This is a genomic window from Paraflavitalea sp., assembly GCF_059502485.1.
Map to the genome: position 1 here is coordinate 2,643,416 of NZ_JCACET010000010.1, position 16,859 is coordinate 2,660,274.

General features: G+C 45.7%; 17 protein-coding genes. 9 read left to right on the plus strand and 8 right to left on the minus strand.

What is annotated here, in order from left to right; translation table 11 throughout:
- Positions 1-45 precede the first annotated feature (45 nt).
- The 4 genes from AC5JBY_RS27725 to AC5JBY_RS27740 all read left to right on the plus strand — a co-directional run bounded on the left by AC5JBY_RS27725 (position 46) and on the right by AC5JBY_RS27740 (position 3,189).
- Positions 46-630: a hypothetical protein gene (locus tag AC5JBY_RS27725; protein ID WP_495907931.1), complete on the plus strand. Its 585-nt coding sequence runs from the start codon at positions 46-48 to the stop codon at positions 628-630.
- A 33-nt stretch (positions 631-663) separates the two neighbouring features.
- Positions 664-1,503, plus strand: a complete 840-nt coding sequence (locus AC5JBY_RS27730) for a sensor histidine kinase (protein WP_495907932.1) — start codon at positions 664-666, stop codon at positions 1,501-1,503.
- A 182-nt stretch (positions 1,504-1,685) separates the two neighbouring features.
- Positions 1,686-2,342, plus strand: a complete 657-nt coding sequence (locus AC5JBY_RS27735) for a response regulator (protein WP_495907933.1) — start codon at positions 1,686-1,688, stop codon at positions 2,340-2,342.
- Positions 2,343-2,565: 223 nt separating this feature from the next.
- Entirely contained in the window at positions 2,566-3,189 is a 624-nt protein-coding gene (locus AC5JBY_RS27740) for a hypothetical protein (RefSeq protein WP_495907934.1), read from the plus strand.
- Between the two features lie 2 nt (positions 3,190-3,191).
- Here the strand turns inward: AC5JBY_RS27740 and AC5JBY_RS27745 are convergent, their stop codons facing one another.
- The 8 genes from AC5JBY_RS27745 to AC5JBY_RS27780 form a co-directional block, all read right to left on the minus strand.
- Entirely contained in the window at positions 3,192-3,851 is a 660-nt protein-coding gene (locus tag AC5JBY_RS27745; protein ID WP_495907935.1) for a 3-oxoacid CoA-transferase subunit B, read from the minus strand.
- 96 nt (positions 3,852-3,947) lie between these two features.
- On the minus strand, positions 3,948-4,643 hold the full coding sequence (locus tag AC5JBY_RS27750) for a CoA transferase subunit A (RefSeq protein ID WP_495907936.1): 696 nt from the start codon (positions 4,641-4,643) through the stop codon (positions 3,948-3,950).
- Positions 4,644-4,688: 45 nt separating this feature from the next.
- Positions 4,689-5,012: a DUF4296 domain-containing protein gene (locus AC5JBY_RS27755; protein WP_495907937.1), complete on the minus strand. Its 324-nt coding sequence runs from the start codon at positions 5,010-5,012 to the stop codon at positions 4,689-4,691.
- A gap of 68 nt (positions 5,013-5,080) precedes the next feature.
- Positions 5,081-6,004, minus strand: a complete 924-nt coding sequence (gene porD / locus AC5JBY_RS27760) for a type IX secretion system protein PorD (RefSeq protein ID WP_495907938.1) — start codon at positions 6,002-6,004, stop codon at positions 5,081-5,083.
- Positions 5,994-7,193, minus strand: coding sequence for a bifunctional phosphopantothenoylcysteine decarboxylase/phosphopantothenate--cysteine ligase CoaBC (gene coaBC / locus AC5JBY_RS27765; protein WP_495907939.1), 1,200 nt, complete (start codon positions 7,191-7,193; stop codon positions 5,994-5,996). Before coaBC ends, porD begins: the two co-directional genes overlap by 11 nt.
- 76 nt (positions 7,194-7,269) lie before the next feature.
- Positions 7,270-7,611, minus strand: a complete 342-nt coding sequence (locus AC5JBY_RS27770) for a DNA-directed RNA polymerase subunit omega (protein WP_495907940.1) — start codon at positions 7,609-7,611, stop codon at positions 7,270-7,272.
- Positions 7,586-8,413, minus strand: a complete 828-nt coding sequence (locus tag AC5JBY_RS27775; RefSeq protein WP_495907941.1) for an outer membrane protein assembly factor BamD — start codon at positions 8,411-8,413, stop codon at positions 7,586-7,588. The genes AC5JBY_RS27770 and AC5JBY_RS27775 overlap by 26 nt, the downstream gene beginning before the upstream one ends.
- 138 nt (positions 8,414-8,551) lie before the next feature.
- Positions 8,552-10,198, minus strand: coding sequence for an OmpA family protein (locus tag AC5JBY_RS27780; RefSeq protein WP_495907942.1), 1,647 nt, complete (start codon positions 10,196-10,198; stop codon positions 8,552-8,554).
- Between the two features lie 207 nt (positions 10,199-10,405).
- Between AC5JBY_RS27780 and AC5JBY_RS27785 the strand changes: the two genes are divergently transcribed.
- The 5 genes from AC5JBY_RS27785 (at position 10,406) to AC5JBY_RS27805 (ending at position 16,814) form a co-directional block, all read left to right on the plus strand.
- A complete protein-coding gene (locus AC5JBY_RS27785; RefSeq protein ID WP_495907943.1) occupies positions 10,406-11,368 on the plus strand; it encodes a polyprenyl synthetase family protein in 963 nt (320 codons plus the stop codon).
- 30 nt (positions 11,369-11,398) lie between these two features.
- On the plus strand, positions 11,399-13,105 hold the full coding sequence (gene recJ / locus AC5JBY_RS27790) for a single-stranded-DNA-specific exonuclease RecJ (protein WP_495907944.1): 1,707 nt from the start codon (positions 11,399-11,401) through the stop codon (positions 13,103-13,105).
- Positions 13,106-13,199: 94 nt separating this feature from the next.
- Positions 13,200-14,351: a thioredoxin-like domain-containing protein gene (locus tag AC5JBY_RS27795; RefSeq protein ID WP_495907945.1), complete on the plus strand. Its 1,152-nt coding sequence runs from the start codon at positions 13,200-13,202 to the stop codon at positions 14,349-14,351.
- A gap of 1 nt (position 14,352) precedes the next feature.
- Entirely contained in the window at positions 14,353-16,059 is a 1,707-nt protein-coding gene (locus tag AC5JBY_RS27800; protein ID WP_495907946.1) for a sensor histidine kinase, read from the plus strand.
- A complete protein-coding gene (locus AC5JBY_RS27805) occupies positions 16,056-16,814 on the plus strand; it encodes a LytR/AlgR family response regulator transcription factor (protein ID WP_495907947.1) in 759 nt (252 codons plus the stop codon). Before AC5JBY_RS27800 ends, AC5JBY_RS27805 begins: the two co-directional genes overlap by 4 nt.
- Positions 16,815-16,859: the final 45 nt, after the last annotated feature.

Consider the following 16,859-nt stretch of genomic DNA (forward strand, 5'->3'; position numbering starts at 1 on the left):
GTCTTCTTTAAAAGAAATAATGAGAAAAAACTATGGGTAATTTTTGTGTATGTCTTATTGTCTTTTATTGTCGATAATACAAACGTTTCTTTACCCAAAGACTCACAAGTAAAATTCTATTTATTTAGTTTTTTTACGGTAGTAGAATACACGGTGTTTTCCATCTTCCTTTATCTTAATTTCAAATCAGCAAGAATAAAGAAGATTATCCTGGGGACAATTCCGCTCTTTTACATAGTAGTGTCCTATTATATCCTCAATAAGAACGAATCCAATTATTTTGACGCCATTCCGGCTTCCCTGGAATCGATTCTCATCATTATTTTCTCTGTTTGCTTTTTCTTCGAACAGATCAGGGATATGGAAGTATCATTCATCTATTCTTCCAAAACCTTTTGGATCATCGTAGCAATACTCGTTTACATGTCGGCAACCTTCTTCCTGTTCGTTTCCGCCGAGTTCGTTTCACAGGAAGAAAGACGCTCCTACTGGTTCATCAACTCGATTTCTAACTTAATTAAACATATTTTATTAACTGTTGCGTTCATTATTCCTAACCATAAGCCACGCCCTTTGAGCGAACAATCTTATGATGACAGAATATTTGACTATGAAGAACCGGCCCACTAACCCATAAAACCCAACCCTGCCACAAGGCACACCATGCTGTTGCTGCAACTCAATAACCCTGAAAGTCCTGTCTCCCTGGTACTATTTTTCGGTACAGTAGGCATGTTGGCGCTTACCATCGGGCTTATTGTGTTCATCATCTTCCACCAGCGAAAAGTGATCAGGTACCAGATGCGCCTCCAGCGCCTGGAGCAGGAACAGCAAAAAATGCTGCTCAACGCCTCCATCCGCCTGCAGGAAGAAGAACGCCAGCGCATTGCCGCCGACCTCCATGACGATGCCGGCCCCCTCCTCGCTACTGCCCGTCTTTACCTCAACGAAAACCTGGTAAACCTGGACAAGACGACCCAACTGCAGAGCATTTACAACGCCAAACAGATTATCGACGATACGATACAACTGATCCGTAATATCTCCCACAGCCTGATGCCCCCTACCTTAAAAAACTTCGGGCTCGAATCGGCTGTCAATGACCTCTTCCAAAAGATCAGCGGCTCCGGCAGCATGAATGCCAGCTGCCGCTTCCACGATTACCGCGAACGCCTCCATCCCGACCAGGAGCTCATCATCTTCCGCGTTATACAGGAGCTGGTAAATAATATCCTGAAACACAGTAATGCCAGCTTTATACACCTCACCCAAAACCTGGGAGGCAATAAACTATACATTCGCCTGCACCATGATGGCCGGGGCATCACACAAAACGACTTTGAGAAACTCAATAAAAGCAATGTGGGACTGGGATTGAAGAATATTCAAAGCCGGCTTAAATTACTGCAGGGACGTATCTTTTTTGAAAAAGATATGTCACAAACCTATTATAAGGTGACGATAGAAATTCCGAAGCTGGAAGAGGAACCTGCAGCCGAGTAGGTAACTTTACTTAAAGAATATAATAATCGGTAATTGAAGCCAGTAAATCTGAGTACATTTGTGTTCCGTTATCAGTAAGTGAGACATTGAAAATCAACACCATCTTATAGATTTAGAGAGCAGTGGGAATAGAGATAACGGAAGATTTTCAGTAAATTGTAGTTGCCAATATCATAAAAACAATGGGACCCATTAAAGTTGCTATCGCTGATGATCACAAAATATTCCGGAAGGGGGTTATACTATCATTACGTCCATATACCAATATCAAGTTCGTTTTTGAAGCAGAGAATGGTCAGGAATTATTAGACACCCTCCCTTCAGCACCGGAACAGCCCGATGTGATCCTGATGGACCTTCGCATGCCCCAGAAAGATGGTATTGAAACAACCAAAGTAGTAGCTAAACAATACCCCCAGATACATGTCATCGCATTGACGATGTATGAAGACGAGCGATTCGTGAGCCACATGATGGAAATTGGCGCCAACGGCTACCTCCTCAAAAGCGCCGACCCTGCAGAGATCAAAAAAGCCATCATGGAAGTGATGAGCAAAGGATACTACCTCAACAACTTCGTTAACAGGATATTACTGAAAAAATCACACGCCCGCCAGAAAGTGGTGCCTACGCTAACCAGCGAGATCACCCTGAGCGACCGCGAGCGCGACGTGATCAAATACATCTGCATGGAGTTCACCGCCCATGAAATTGCCCAGAAACTGGAAGTGAGCCCCCGCACCGTTGAGGCCATCAAAGACCGCCTGATGGAACGGTTCGGAGCAAAAAACACCGCAGGACTTGTTTTCTTTGCAGTGAAAAACAACTTAATTGACTAATTTTGGCCCCCGCTGTTGACATATCCCAGGCTACTGATCGTTGGCCCACTTGGAATATGCAGCTATGAGATCTCAATAACATAACCAGTACTTTTACCCCCTTCCCCTACCAGTCAGAACTATCGGGAGTAGACCGGGAGAAAGTTTCTTCTATGGAAAACCGGTTTCCGAACCAATTACGATGGTAAAAACCGGTGTTAGCATACCAGAAATACTTTCCTTAGTGGCAATTCTGTTGCCTGTCATTCCTATTTTGATCATCTTCATCCGGCGCACCTGGCAGCAAGATATTATGATCTTCCTGGGCGCCATCTGCCTGCTTTCCTTTATGCAGCACCTGATGGTATATGTTCCCAAACTGGTGCCGGTAAACACCACCTTCATCAACAGCATCTTTGGCCTCGGCGAATTTGCCTTACTGTTATACCTGTTCAAAATGGTAATAGACAAGGGCTGGGTTAAAGAAGTGATGCACACGATACTCATTGCCTTTGCATCCATAGCCATTACTACCTATGTGCTACGCGGCACAGAAGCCCACTCCTTTGTACTGAACATGATCGCTGCCTTTCTCCTTTTATTGACAGCAGTAATAGCATTACTACAACTGATAAGAGAAAAACAAGTATTCATTTTCCAGTCACCCCTTTTCTGGGTGGCAGGAGGCAGCATCTGCTACTTCAGCATGTTTATACTTACAGGATTTGTAGGAAAAGGAACACAGGCGCTGCAGCAGGAGAAGATGATCCTGCTATCAGTGATCAACGATATACGCATGATCTTCTTTATAATAGCAGCCTACATTGCCCAGCCAAAGAAAGAGCAGACAGACAAAATGATTGGCTAAACCTATATTTTCATTTCAGGAATATCATCCTCGATAAGCAATTTGCCCAGCGTTTTGGAACGGATTTCCTCGACAGATACACCCGGCGCACGCTCTATCAGCTTAAAACCGCCTTGCGGCAATACGTCCATCACAGCCAGGTCCGATACGATACGCTTTACACAACGAACCCCTGTCAACGGCAAAGTACAGGCAGGCAACACTTTCGACTCTCCCTTAGGATTAGTATGCATCATGGCTACAATGATATTCTTGGCACTGGCCACGAGATCCATCGCACCACCCATCCCCTTTACCATCTTACCTGGTATCTTCCAGTTCGCAATATCCCCCTCCTCAGACACTTCCATAGCACCCAACACAGTGAGATCAACCTTACCGGCGCGGATCATACCAAAGCTTTCAGCACTATCGAAGAAAACACCGCCCGGCAAAACAGTCACCGTTTCCTTACCGGCATTGATAAGATCTGCATCGATCTCTTCAGCTACGGGATAAGGCCCCATGCCGAGCATGCCATTTTCAGATTGCAGCATAATAGAAATACCGGCAGGAACATAATTGGACACCAACGTAGGAATACCAATACCGAGATTTACATACATCCCGTCGCGTAATTCCTGCGCAATACGTTTGGCAATACCGAATTTATCTAAAGCCATAAGATTCTATTTAAAAGTAAAACCTGTATTCCCTTATCAACCTCTCAACTTTTTAACCTTTCAACTCCCCTCTCAACTTGTCAACCTATAAACCTATCAACTAATCTTCACCGTTCTCCGCTCGATGCGCTTCTCATAATCCTTGCCTTCAAAAATGCGGTGAACATAAATACCGGCCACATGGACTTGATCAGGTTCGAGCTCGCCGGGTTCCACCAAATGTTCCACCTCTGCGATGGTGATGGTACCAGCCTTAGCCATAGACGTGGAGAAGTTGCGGGTGGTTTTGCGGAACAACAGGTTACCATAGCGATCGCCCTTCCAGGCTTTCACAATAGCAAAATCGGCATGCAGGGCATGCTCCATCAGGTACATCTTGCCGTTGAACTCGCGCACCTCTTTACCGGCAGCGATCTCGGTACCATAACCGGCCGGAGTAAAAAAAGCGGGGATACCCATACCGGCCATTTGAATACGCGTAGCCAAAGTACCCTGGGGGATCAGGTCTACTTCCAGCTCACCACTTAGCAATTGACGTTCAAACTCTGCGTTCTCGCCCACATAAGAACTCATCATCTTCCTGATCTGCCGCGTCTTCAACAACATGCCCAGCCCAAAATCATCCACGCCGGCATTATTGGAAATACACGTAAGATCATTGATCCCTTTGCGGACAAGCGCAGCAATACAATTCTCAGGAATTCCGCATAGACCAAAACCACCCAACATAATGGTGGCGCTATTGGGAATATCCTGGATGGCAGCATCAGCGTTAGCAACAACTTTATTCATAAAGTCTTAATTCGTCATGTAAGAAGGCGGCGGCACAAACAGCACTTACTTGGCCGTGTCTGTTTTACCCGTATACACTTCATTCCGCCGGCGGTTGGCACGGGCAGACATCGTGTCGAAAAGAACCTGGTTGATCTCGGGGTGACTTAGATAAAACCTGAAACTGCGAACAAACTCTTCCTTAGTGATCTTATGAATTTGGAATACCCGTTCATACTGCTTTAGGTTTTCAATCTTAATATTCTTCTGAAGATTAGAATCACGCTCCATGAACTGAGAAGAAAAACGGTCGGCCTGGATCATATCCCACATCACCTTCTCCATCTGGTCACGCTGCAACACATCGGAAGGGATCTTGCCCTTATTCATACAAGCAACTAAAAGACCGAAAGTCAGAAAGACCGAAAGCACAAAAACCGTAGACTGTTTTCTACCACTCATTTCAACTCCTGTTTGTAAGTATTCGCATTCGTAATATCTACCTTCATCAGGATCTCCCGGGCTTTTTGTTTTTCTTCTGGAGAACCCTTCTTGAAGATCCTTGACAATTCATTCGCCTTACCCTGGAAAAAGAAAGGAACGATCATCGTATTAGGAATATCTGTATTCAGCGTATTGATGATATTCAGCGTATTCAATATCGCATTCCGGCCATTTGCTTCATTTTCATACATCACATCCAGGCCCAGCCGGTAATAATTATAAATAGCATCGTGGATCAGCGTATACCGGTTATTAGTAAGATTCTCAAGGAGCCAGTAACGATTACGTAAACCATCAAAAGCCTTCCAGCCCGAAATATCCCTGTTCTCTGGCGCATTGTTAACGATCGCCTGAGCCCTTTGAAAGTAAGGGTCGCCACCACGCAAAGCGAAAGAATCGAAATCAAGGCCCAGAATTACATATACATAGTAAGCGAGCGTAGCAGTGAGATTAGATACCAGCGGATCAGAACCCGATACCCGGTTTTCATTAAACTCAACAGGCTGGAACTCTACATATTTAAAAGCAAAAGACTCGTCCTGGAAATTGATCAGCGGCGTTTCATAACTCGAATTGAACACCGGCCTTGCCGCCTGCACGGTCAGTGCTGCCCGGTACACATTACCCCCAACCGCTTCGCTGATATTGATCAGGAAATGACAAACGATCTTTTCATTCGTCTGAAAAGTCTCATTCGTCCACTTGCGGTTATTCAGGAACGTATTCAGTGAGTTTTGCAAGGTCTGGAAGATCTTCTTATCAGTTTGGGAACTGACACGGCCGGAATTAATACTAATACGAGCCTGCAATTCCTGTGCAGTACCCTGCACCAGCAGGCCACCACACATTACAACCAGTAAAAAAAGCTTATTGCGCATACAACATATTTACAATTCTATCAACGATATCATGAGCCACTTGTTGTTTAGGTTTTCGCTCGTAGGCTATTTCCTGACCACTCCTTTCAAAAATAGTGATCTTATTGGTATCATGGCCAAAGCCCGCCCCCTCATCATTCAGCGAGTTCAGCACAATCATATCCGCATTCTTGCCCGTTAGCTTTTCCTGCGCATAGGCCCTTTCATTATTGGTTTCCAACGCAAACCCCACCAGTAACTGGCCCTTGCGCTTCTCCTGACCCAGCGATTTCAGAATATCACGGGTCTTGGTAAGCTCCACCGTGAGAGAACCCGAAGCCTTCTTGATCTTTTCAGGATTGGTGACAGTAGGCGTATAATCCGCTACAGCAGCCGACATAACAGCAATATCAGTATTCACAAACTCACGCACACACGCCTCATACATCTGCTCAGCCGTTTGCACCCGGTGAATTTTGATACCCGCCAGGTCCGAGTGTAGTGAAGAAGGCCCCAATACCAGGTGTACCTGAGCGCCCCTTTTGGCCAGCTCCTCGGCAATGGCCAACCCCATCTTGCCCGACGAATGATTACCGATAAACCGCACAGGGTCGATAGGCTCATAAGTAGGCCCGGCTGTTACGAGCGCTTTTTTACCCGCCAGGTCCTGCTGTTGAAAAAACTGGTCCTGGATAAACTGCATAATAGCTTCCGGCTCAGCCATACGGCCATCACCATACAAGCCACTCGCCAGTTCACCCCTTCCTACAGGAATGACCTTGTTGCCAAAGGATTCCAGCTTTTGCAAATTAGCCTTGGTAGTAGGATGATGCCACATATCTTCATCCATAGCCGGCGCCACTACCACCGGACACGTAGCCGATAAATAAGTAGCCAGCAGCATATTATCACACAACCCATGCGCCATCTTGGCCAGCGTGTTGCAACTCAACGGAGCAACCACCATCACATCGGCCCAGCGGCCCAGCTGCACATGGTTCGACCAGGATTCATTACTGGCCAGATCTATAACTACAGGATTCTTTGAAAGCGTCGAAAGCGTCAGGGGAGAAACGAAATCACGGGCTGCCGGAGTCATTACTATTTTTACCTCCGCGCCTGCTTTTACCAATAACCTGGTAAGCAGGATCGACTTATAGGCAGCAATACTTCCCGTGATGGCGAGCAAGATCTTTTTGTCCTGGAACATGATGGATAAATTTCTTGTTCAAAACAAAAAGCGACAGGGGCTTCCTATCGCTTAACTATATCATGAACAGCTCAAATTAGCTGAACAGGTCGTCTTCGTTCTTACGATAATAGATCTTATCGTCGAGGAACTCCTGAGTAGCCAGCAGAGAAGGGTTAGGCATACGCTCATAAGCCCTTGAAATTTCAATCTGCTCCTTGTTCTCATGGATCTCTTCGAGGCTATCAGTATGGCTGGCGAATTCTTCCAGCTTGTTGTGCAACTCCTCTTTCAAGGTGATATTGATCTGATTAGCGCGCTTGGCAATGATGGCAATGGATTCATACACATTACCAGTCTTACCCTTGATCACATTCAGATCCTTTGTTTCAGCCGTGTTAGCGGTGTTAGCACTAATTTGACGTCTTAACTTGCTCATTATTGATGACTTTACTGATTTCTTTAATATTGTTTCGGGATAAAGTGGAATAACGCTCCACTTCCTTGGTCAGCTTACTCTCTGGAAAACGGTCCACAAAGTCATTACACTCAGTTACCACCTGTTCAAAACGTGCAGGCTTTTTCTCATCCACACTGTTCGATGCAAACAGGTAATAAGACTTAATGATCTGGAACTTATACTCATCACTCTTCTGTGAATCCGGGAAATCATTCATCAGGCTCGTATAAGCTATCGCTGCAGCCCGGTACTTGCCCATATTATAATACAGTTCAGCACTTAAATGCGCTTTCTCCTCCAGTTTCAAACGACATTTATCAATGATCTCGGTAGCTTCCTTTATCCTGGCCGATCCCGGATGCGTATTGATAAACGTTTGCATCAAACCGATCGTCTTCTCCGTATTCGTTTGGTCCAGCGGCGTTTTGGGCGACTGTCGATAATAAGTATAGGCCCGCATATACTCCATCTCTTCTGCACGGGGACTGTTTGGGAAAACCTCTACAAACTGCTTGAACAGGTTCTCAGCCTCCATGTAGTTCCGGAGATAATAATTACAATAAGCGAACTTATAGAAAAGATCTTCAAACTGAGGTTGCCCTTTCAGCAGCGGGAACAGCTCCTCATACAACTGCTTGGCATAATTGTATTTTTTTGCCACATAATACTTCTCGGCCATTCTCAGCTTGTAATCGTAATCGTTACTCTTCTGCACTTTGGCAAACTTGGAACAGGATACGACTCCCAGGGCTAAAAATACAACTATCAGTGCTGACTTCATAAAGGTGGGCAAAGTTAAGGTATTACCTGCAAAATAGGAAAGGATTGTAAAAAGGGCCTAAACAAGTCGTTAAGATAAATATAAAACCCCTCCTTGTACAAGGAGGGGTTATTATATATAAAGTTGACAGCAAAAGTATTATCCTCTGCGACGTAAGTTCGGATGCGGAGCAGGTACGGTGTTCGGACCTTCTTCACCAGTTCCATCACGGAGATCAACAGTAGTGCACTCACCACCGGTTTCGCCGTATTTGAAGATGAAGCGATCAGAGCTAATACCCTCTTTTTCAACCAGGTAAGTGATAACTGCATTAACACGGTCCCAGCTTAATTGCTGTTCAGACTTGTTAGTAGAGCAGTAACCAACTACAGCGATCTTACAATCAGGGTTGTTGCGGATCTGCTGAGCTGCGCTGGCCAGTAATGCCTTAGAGTCATTGCTCAGCGTCACAGATTTACCCTTGAAAGTTACGCTTGGCAGGCTGCCTACATTGCAAGCTGGCTTAAGAACCATATTCTTCATCAGGTTAGACAGAGAATCGCAGCATGCAGGAGGAGGACATTTACCAACACCATCAGCATCAACAGGTTGGCACTGAGTAGGTGTGATAAGTTCTTTATCCTTGTAATCAGGAACGCCATCACCATCAGTATCGCGGCTAACACCATGAGAATCAACTGGTGCACCGGCTGGTGTATTGGGTTCAGTATCAAATTGATCAGTAACACCATCACCGTCTGCGTCATCCAATACTGGCTTAGGCAGTTTCATGTGACGGGGCTTGTTGATCTCGTTGTAAGCATAATCCAAAGGATTCAGCCACCACAGTGGTTCAACAGACTTGCTGCCACCGATAGCGAAGTTCAGACCAACTGAGAAGAAATTGTACAGATCCTGATCGCGTGTTTGCGCAATAGCAGCGGTACCGTTCTCTTGCCATTGGTTACCATCCAAAAGATCGGTTTTGGGCAGTGTAACTTTGTCTTCGATAGCAAGGCTCAAAGTCTTGTTGAGTTTGAACGCTATACCAAGACCAAAGTTCACGTTAGGACGGAAAGGCTCGCCAAACAGTTTTGCATGGCTGGGATCCTCTTCGCCTTCTGTTTCGTATTTACCATCCAGGATGTTATCCTTCAGGTCTTTACGAATGTCTTTGCGGTCTTTGTACTGATAGCCGGCAGGGCCATACTGAGCCACTACTGAGCTAAAGTCGTAAGGAGCACCACTGGCGTTCAGGGCGTCTACCTTAACATCATAAATAGTACCGCCTATACCGACAAATCCATACAGGTTGAAGCCGGTTTTAGCACGGTGGAAACGAACATTGTTCAAAGTGAATACACCTTGCAATGCCGCATCATAGATGTTTGTCTTGTAATTGTAGAACACATTTTGACCGGAATAAGCATCCCAGGCAGAGTTCTTTGCATAATTGCTGGAAGGCTGGAAATTAAGACCCTTTGTATTCAGATAGTTCAATTCACCACGTAAAGAGAACACATAACCCAATGCTTTACGAACATGTAAACCTGCGCCAAAACCTAAACGGGAACGAACGTCGCCGATTACGGTTCCAATGCCGCCTTTAACACCAATTTCCCATTTGCTCCTGGGTTGAGCAGGAAAGGGATAATTGTTCGCCATAAATTCACTGTGCTGAGGTAATCTTTTTGATGGTATTACAGAGGAATCCTGTACATCGTAGCTGCCGCCTATTTGAGCAAACGAGCCAGACGCGAGCAGGCATAGTAAGCCAAACAGACCTGTGTACTTTTTGCTTGCCATAACTAAAGTTTATGTGAAGGATTAAGAAAACCAATGTCCAAATTAGTCACAAAAATATTAATTGAAAACTAAATACCAAATTTTTTTAGCCAACGTTGCACGTTTTATCTTGCTGTCAATCATTCAATAAGACTCCTATATGTATACTCAAATTACTGCCCTACTTACAAAAGTAAAATAGTAATTTGCCGTTCCTTTTTGGAATAAATGAAATTATCACAGGCTATATTACGCGACGAACTGGTCGAATTTGAGAAACAATTCCGCGAAGCAGTTAAAAGCCAAACGCCTTTACTGGACCGTATTATGCGGTTTATTGTAAACCGTAAAGGAAAACAACTGAGACCCATGTTCGTGCTGCTCGCAGCCAAGCTATGCGGGCCTGTTACTGCATCCTCCTACAGAGCTGCTTCACTGGTTGAATTATTACACACTGCTACACTCGTACACGATGACGTGGTAGACGAATCACTCGAACGTCGCGGCTTTTTCTCAACCTATGCGCTCTGGAAAACAAAGATCTCTGTACTCGTAGGCGATTACCTCCTCGCCAAAGGCATGCTCCTCTCACTCAACCATGATGACTTCAGGATCTTACAGATCCTGTCCGATGCTATACGACGCATGAGTGAAGGAGAACTGCTGCAATTGGAAAAATCCCGTACACTCAACCTCAAAGAAGACGTTTACTTTGAGATCATCACCGGTAAAACAGCCTCACTACTCGCCTCAGCCTGTGCTGCAGGCGCCTGGTCGGTCACCCAAAATGAGAACACCACTGAAAAAATGCGCCGCTTTGGCGAAAAAGTGGGGATAGCCTTCCAGATCAAGGACGATTTGTTCGACTACGGTAACGACTCCATCGGGAAACCTACCGGCAACGACATCAAAGAAAAGAAACTCACCCTACCATTAATATATACGCTTAACAATTCTGATGCCACTACCCGTCGCAGACTTATTTACATTATAAAAAACCACAATAAGGATGCAGAAAAGGTACAGGAAGTTATCGACACTGTGAAGCGCACAGGAGGCATAGAATATACCGAGCAAAAGATGTTTGCCTATCGTGACGAGGCATTGAGTATATTACAGGAATTTAATAACCCCGAAGTGCAGCAGGGACTCGAAGAACTGGTTCGGTTTACGACAGACAGAAAGTTTTAACCTGTAAAATGTGCTCATAAGCCTGTTATCATGCAGAAACGATGGAACATACTGGCGGCAGATGAAGACAGGGTAAAAGAGCTGTACGAATCCCTTAAAATACATCCGGCCCTGTGCAAAGTGTTGATACAACGCAACATTGCCGATTATGCCACGGCTAAACAATACTTCCGTCCCCAGCTGTCCGATCTCCACGATCCCTGGCTGATGAAAGACATGGAAGCCGCAGTAGTCCGCATCCTCACAGCCTTCGACAAACAGGAAAAAATACTGGTCTTTGGAGATTATGACGTAGACGGCATCACCTCCGTCTCCTGCATGTTCAGTTTCCTGACAAAGCATTACCAGCCCGGAAAACTCGACTTTTACATCCCCCATCGCTACCGCGAGGGCTACGGCATTTCACAACAAGGCATCGATTTCGCCGTTGAAAACGGATTTACACTCATTATATCATTAGACTGTGGCATCAAGTCAGTCGACCTCATCAGCTACGCAAAAGCAAAAGGAATTGATTTTGTGGTGTGCGATCACCACACGCCTGATGCCATACTGCCACCGGCAGTAGCGATCCTCAACCCCAAACAACCCGATTGCAACTATCCATATAAAGAATTGTGTGGCTGCGGAGTAGGCTTTAAGCTCATCACCGCCCTTACCCGTCGCCTGGGCCTGCCGCAAACGGCAGCAGAAGAATACCTCGATCTGGTAGCCACAGCCATCGCCGCCGATATCGTACCCATAACAGGAGAGAACCGGATACTGGCCTACTATGGATTAAAAAAAGCCAACGAAGACCCCAATCACGGTATCGACGCCCTCAAGCAACTCAGCGAACTGAAGACGGCCCTGTTCATCAACAGCCTCATCTTCATGATAGCCCCCCGTGTCAATGCCGCCGGACGCATGGATGATGCACGCAAAGCAGTGCAGATGTTCATCGCGCCAACCCTCGAAGAAGCATTTGAGTACGCCAAGCTGCTCCATTCAGACAATACCACCCGGAAAGAAGCCGATAAAAATATTACTGACGAAGCACTGGCCCTGATCGAAGGCAACAGTGAATTCCTGGAGCGCAAATCTACAGTCATCTACCAGCCCCATTGGCACAAAGGAGTAGTAGGCATTGTGGCATCACGCCTCATCGACCATTTTTACCGCCCTACGATAGTACTGACCCAATCGGGTGAGTATGTGGCAGGCTCAGCCCGCAGCGTGGCCGGCTTCAATGTATATGAAGCCATCCACCAATGCAAAGACCTGCTATTAGGTTACGGCGGTCACTTCTATGCAGCCGGCATGACATTGGAACCAGGCAATGTAGATGCTTTCCGCGCCCGCTTCGAAGAAGTAGTGGCCGCAACGATCACCCCCGATCTGCTCATTCCCGAGATCATCATCGATGGAGAAATACCATTCAAAGACCTGAAGCCCGCTTTCTACAACATCATACACCAAATGGAACCCTTCGGCCCTGACAACATGAAGCCGGTATGGGTAACCAAAAACGTGATGAACAGCGGCTATTCAAGAGTAGTCAAAGACAACCACATCAAATTCTCCCTGCGCCAGGAAAACATACTCTTCAACGGCATCGGGTTCAACATGGCCCGCAAGTTCCACCTCCTGCTGGAACAAAAACCCATCGACATCGTTTTCACCCTTGATGAAAACGTATGGAACGATGAAAAACACCTGCAACTCAAAGTGATCGACTTCCGGTTATCCGAAGCATGATCCATACAACAGATTCACAGCTGCACCTACCATATTCTCAGTAATGCCAATGATTGCCTGCAAGCATATAGAAATTAGCAGCAAATCATTACCCATGTCATTCCTCAAACACTTTACAACAATACTATTAATCATTGTCAGCCTTAACGCCAACGCCCAGGAAGGATTTCGACTCACAGGCATAGCCCCCGATTCCCTGGAAGGCACCATGATCTACATCAGCACCACAGACTATTCCGACGCCAAATACGAATGGAGAGACTCGGCACGCATCACCCAGGGACACTTCATTTTTACCGGCCGGCTACCACAAACCGCTATACTCACCACCCTCTACACAAAAAGGCCCAAATTCGGCATGTATCAGTTTCTACTCGAAAACCGCGACATCGCCATCACTATATATTCTTCGGCCAAAAACGCGATCGATAGTTGCACCTTTACCAATGCCCCGGTACAGGAACAAAATAGACAACTAAAAAAGAAACAAAAACCCATCAACGCCATTATCATAAAGCAGTACCAGAAAATGGATACAGCCATGGCAAAAGCAGATGCAGCAGGCAAACAAAAAATGAACGATGAATTAATAGCACTCTACGGGCAGGAAAAACAGGTAACCGTACAATACATCAAAGAGAATCCGGACAACTACCTTTCACTCTACCAATTGAGCTATTCCATTGCCGGCGGCGCCATGAAATACCCAGACAGTTTGAACAACTTGCTCAGAGGACTTTCTCCCAACCTGCAGCAACAACCTGAAGCACTCGCCCTGCTGAAAAGGATACAACAGGCGAAAGCCACTGCGGTTGGCCAGCCTGCCCAATGGACAACACTGCCAACCGACCAAAACAAACCACTCGCCCTCACAGATTATAAAGGCAAATACGTGCTCCTCGATTTCTGGGCATCCTGGTGCGTCCCCTGCATACAAAACCTGCCAGATGTAAAAGAACTGTACAATAAATACCAAAAAGAAAACTTTGACATAGTAGGAGTATCACTCGATGATGACAAGAACAAATGGATAGAAGCTATTAAAAAACATAACTTACCCTGGATACAGGCATCCGATCTCAAAGGTTGGAAGAATGCTGTAGCAGTACTGTACGATATCAGGTCTATTCCAAAATACATACTGGTAGGCCCCGACGGAAAGATCATAGCCAACAGCAACGACATTGGCCAGATCAAACAACAGTTGGAAAAAACACTCAAGCAAACTGCGACCTTAAAACAATAACATGTCCGTTACACACAGATACATCTACAAAAGCATAATCCTATGCCTTTTACTACAGGCTGTACAGATCGATGCGCTGTCACAACGGCTACAACACGATGCAATATTCCTTTTGTACTCCTGGCCTTTTAAAGATGGTGTAATTGTTCTTCACAACACGTATGCCCCGGATAAAAAACAAGACAACAACATACTGACCGACGCATACAGACCACATGGTATTTATGTCTACTCGGTATACGGCAAGCGCACCACACTATTCGCCATGCCCTATACAGCCACACATGCAATACCTGATTCCATACAAGTTTCGGAACTTTATAGCGCCTATCGAAAAACATACCTTAACCCGGCCAACCTGCTTACCAGGATCAGAAAGAATGGCAAGACTATCAAAGACTGGGCGCCGGCGCCCCTATCCACCCCTTCAATAGATAGTGCTATAAATTACTATCCAAAGAATACCCGTTTCAATATACATGTGTTAGCAGATGACAACCTGCAGATCGATGATGTAATGGTTGTAGACGGAAGATTAAAAACAGACAGCACCATCCTCTTCACCTATTATATACGAAGAATAGCAAGACCCATAAGACCACGGCTGGTAGCATGGTCCCACGAATGGAGAAACAAAGAAAGTCGCATAACCCCGGAAATAATCAACCGGCATGTATTAGGTGCTAATACCGTAGTAAAAAAAATACAAAGCGGAGAGTTGGAAGGAGGCGATGGTGCTACATTCCATAATGAACTCATCGTGCCCACCTCCAGTTTTATTTTCTATTTCGGAAAACCCGACGCCACTTTGGCCGACTCCACCATGGAGTATCGAATACTGGGCGGACGCTATACAGATACCAACTGGATAAAAACAGGCCACCTAATCATGATGGATGGCCTCACCGGAGATGAACGATACAGCCTCGAAGTACGCTACCGGAGCAACCCTGAAAACACACAAGTATACACCTTCGTTACCAGGCCTTACTGGTACCAGCGCAACTGGTTCAAATGGGTAACAGGTGCAGTCCTGTTTATGCTGGTCCTGCTGCTCATCAATGCCAGCTATCGTCGCAAGCTGGCAAAAGAAAAAGCAAAAAAAGCAGGATTGGCCGACAGGCTCAGGAACATGCAAACCCAGCTCAATCCACACTTTATCTTTAATGCCCTGGGGTCTATACAAGCCCTGATGAGCAGGCAGGAAAATGACAAAGCCCATCAATACCTATCCACCTTTGGCAGCCTGTTACGGAACGTACTCACCAATAGCAACCACGACAACACTACCCTCGATCAGGAGATCAGGTCACTGGAAAGCTACCTGCAACTCGAACAACTCCGTTTTAAGTTTCAGTACAACATCACTGTGGCAGAAGGCATCCAAACAACCATTGTATCATTGCCAGTTATGCTGCTGCAACCCCTCGTCGAAAATGCCATCAGGCATGGGATCGATGGCATGGAAGAAAAAGGACAGATCAGCATCCTGTTCAACCGGGACAACAACAACCTGCAGGCTGTCATTGAAGACAATGGAAAAGGATTCGATACGACCAGTCCCACTACAGGCTACGGACTTAAACTGGTAAAAGAAAAAATACAACTCATCAATACCCTGCAGGAACAACAAACCATACAACTCGATATACAATCAACCAATGCAGGAACTGCCGTACATTTAACCTTCAAAAACTGGCTGGCATGATGATCGATGCAGTGATCATAGACGATGAACAAAACAACATCGACAACCTCCAATACCTGCTCACGCGGCATTGCCCCCAAATACAGGTAGTGGGAACAGCCCGCAATGCAGTGGCTGGTCAAACACTCATCCAACAGCAACAGCCAACACTGCTATTCCTCGATATACAGATGCCCGAAAAAAACGGGTTCGAGTTGCTACAGTCACTACCCGGTTACCAGTTTGAGGTGATCTTTGTAACAGCATTCGATCAATACGGAATACAGGCAGTGAAGTTCGCAGCCATCGATTACCTGCTTAAACCGATCAATGCAGAAGAGTTGAAAACAGCCGTGAACAAAGTAGCAGAAAAGAACAGGCAGAAAAAACAAAACCTCCAGATCGAAAACCTGCTGCAGCTACTGCAACACCAGCAGCAAAAAGAAGAACACCGCATAGCATTACCCACGGCCAAAGAAACGAGGTTTGCCCGCCCGCAAGACATTACCCGGTGCGAATCCACCAATAACTATACAACCTTCTATTTCAGCAGCGGAGAAAAACTGATGGTATCCAAACCCATCTATGAATACGAAGAACTATTAAATAGCTATGGCTTTATTCGCTGCCACCAGTCACACCTCGTCAACAAGCGATACATCAAAAGCTGGATAAAAGAAGACGGCAACTACCTGCTGCTCGAAGACGGAACACAAATACCCGTATCACGCCAAAAAAAAGACACCATCAAAGAACAACTTGAACGCCTCAAATAGAAAAAGCCGGGTAATCAAAATGACACCCGGCTTTTTTATATTTTG

What these genes read in the sequence shown, in the direction of transcription:
- AC5JBY_RS27730 (WP_495907932.1), top strand. Translation starts at nt 664, where the DNA reads ATGCTGTTGCTGCAACTCAATAACCCTGAAAGTCCTGTCTCCCTGGTA.
- AC5JBY_RS27735 (WP_495907933.1), top strand. Translation starts at nt 1,686, where the DNA reads ATGGGACCCATTAAAGTTGCTATCGCTGATGATCACAAAATATTCCGG.
- AC5JBY_RS27745 (WP_495907935.1), bottom strand. Translation starts at nt 3,851, where the DNA reads ATGGCTTTAGATAAATTCGGTATTGCCAAACGTATTGCGCAGGAATTA.
- AC5JBY_RS27750 (WP_495907936.1), bottom strand. Translation starts at nt 4,643, where the DNA reads ATGAATAAAGTTGTTGCTAACGCTGATGCTGCCATCCAGGATATTCCC.
- AC5JBY_RS27755 (WP_495907937.1), bottom strand. Translation starts at nt 5,012, where the DNA reads ATGAATAAGGGCAAGATCCCTTCCGATGTGTTGCAGCGTGACCAGATG.
- porD (WP_495907938.1), bottom strand. Translation starts at nt 6,004, where the DNA reads ATGCGCAATAAGCTTTTTTTACTGGTTGTAATGTGTGGTGGCCTGCTG.
- coaBC (WP_495907939.1), bottom strand. Translation starts at nt 7,193, where the DNA reads ATGTTCCAGGACAAAAAGATCTTGCTCGCCATCACGGGAAGTATTGCT.
- AC5JBY_RS27770 (WP_495907940.1), bottom strand. Translation starts at nt 7,611, where the DNA reads ATGAGCAAGTTAAGACGTCAAATTAGTGCTAACACCGCTAACACGGCT.
- AC5JBY_RS27775 (WP_495907941.1), bottom strand. Translation starts at nt 8,413, where the DNA reads ATGAAGTCAGCACTGATAGTTGTATTTTTAGCCCTGGGAGTCGTATCC.
- AC5JBY_RS27780 (WP_495907942.1), bottom strand. Translation starts at nt 10,198, where the DNA reads ATGGCAAGCAAAAAGTACACAGGTCTGTTTGGCTTACTATGCCTGCTC.
- AC5JBY_RS27785 (WP_495907943.1), top strand. Translation starts at nt 10,406, where the DNA reads ATGAAATTATCACAGGCTATATTACGCGACGAACTGGTCGAATTTGAG.
- recJ (WP_495907944.1), top strand. Translation starts at nt 11,399, where the DNA reads ATGCAGAAACGATGGAACATACTGGCGGCAGATGAAGACAGGGTAAAA.
- AC5JBY_RS27795 (WP_495907945.1), top strand. Translation starts at nt 13,200, where the DNA reads ATGTCATTCCTCAAACACTTTACAACAATACTATTAATCATTGTCAGC.
- AC5JBY_RS27800 (WP_495907946.1), top strand. Translation starts at nt 14,353, where the DNA reads ATGTCCGTTACACACAGATACATCTACAAAAGCATAATCCTATGCCTT.
- AC5JBY_RS27805 (WP_495907947.1), top strand. Translation starts at nt 16,056, where the DNA reads ATGATGATCGATGCAGTGATCATAGACGATGAACAAAACAACATCGAC.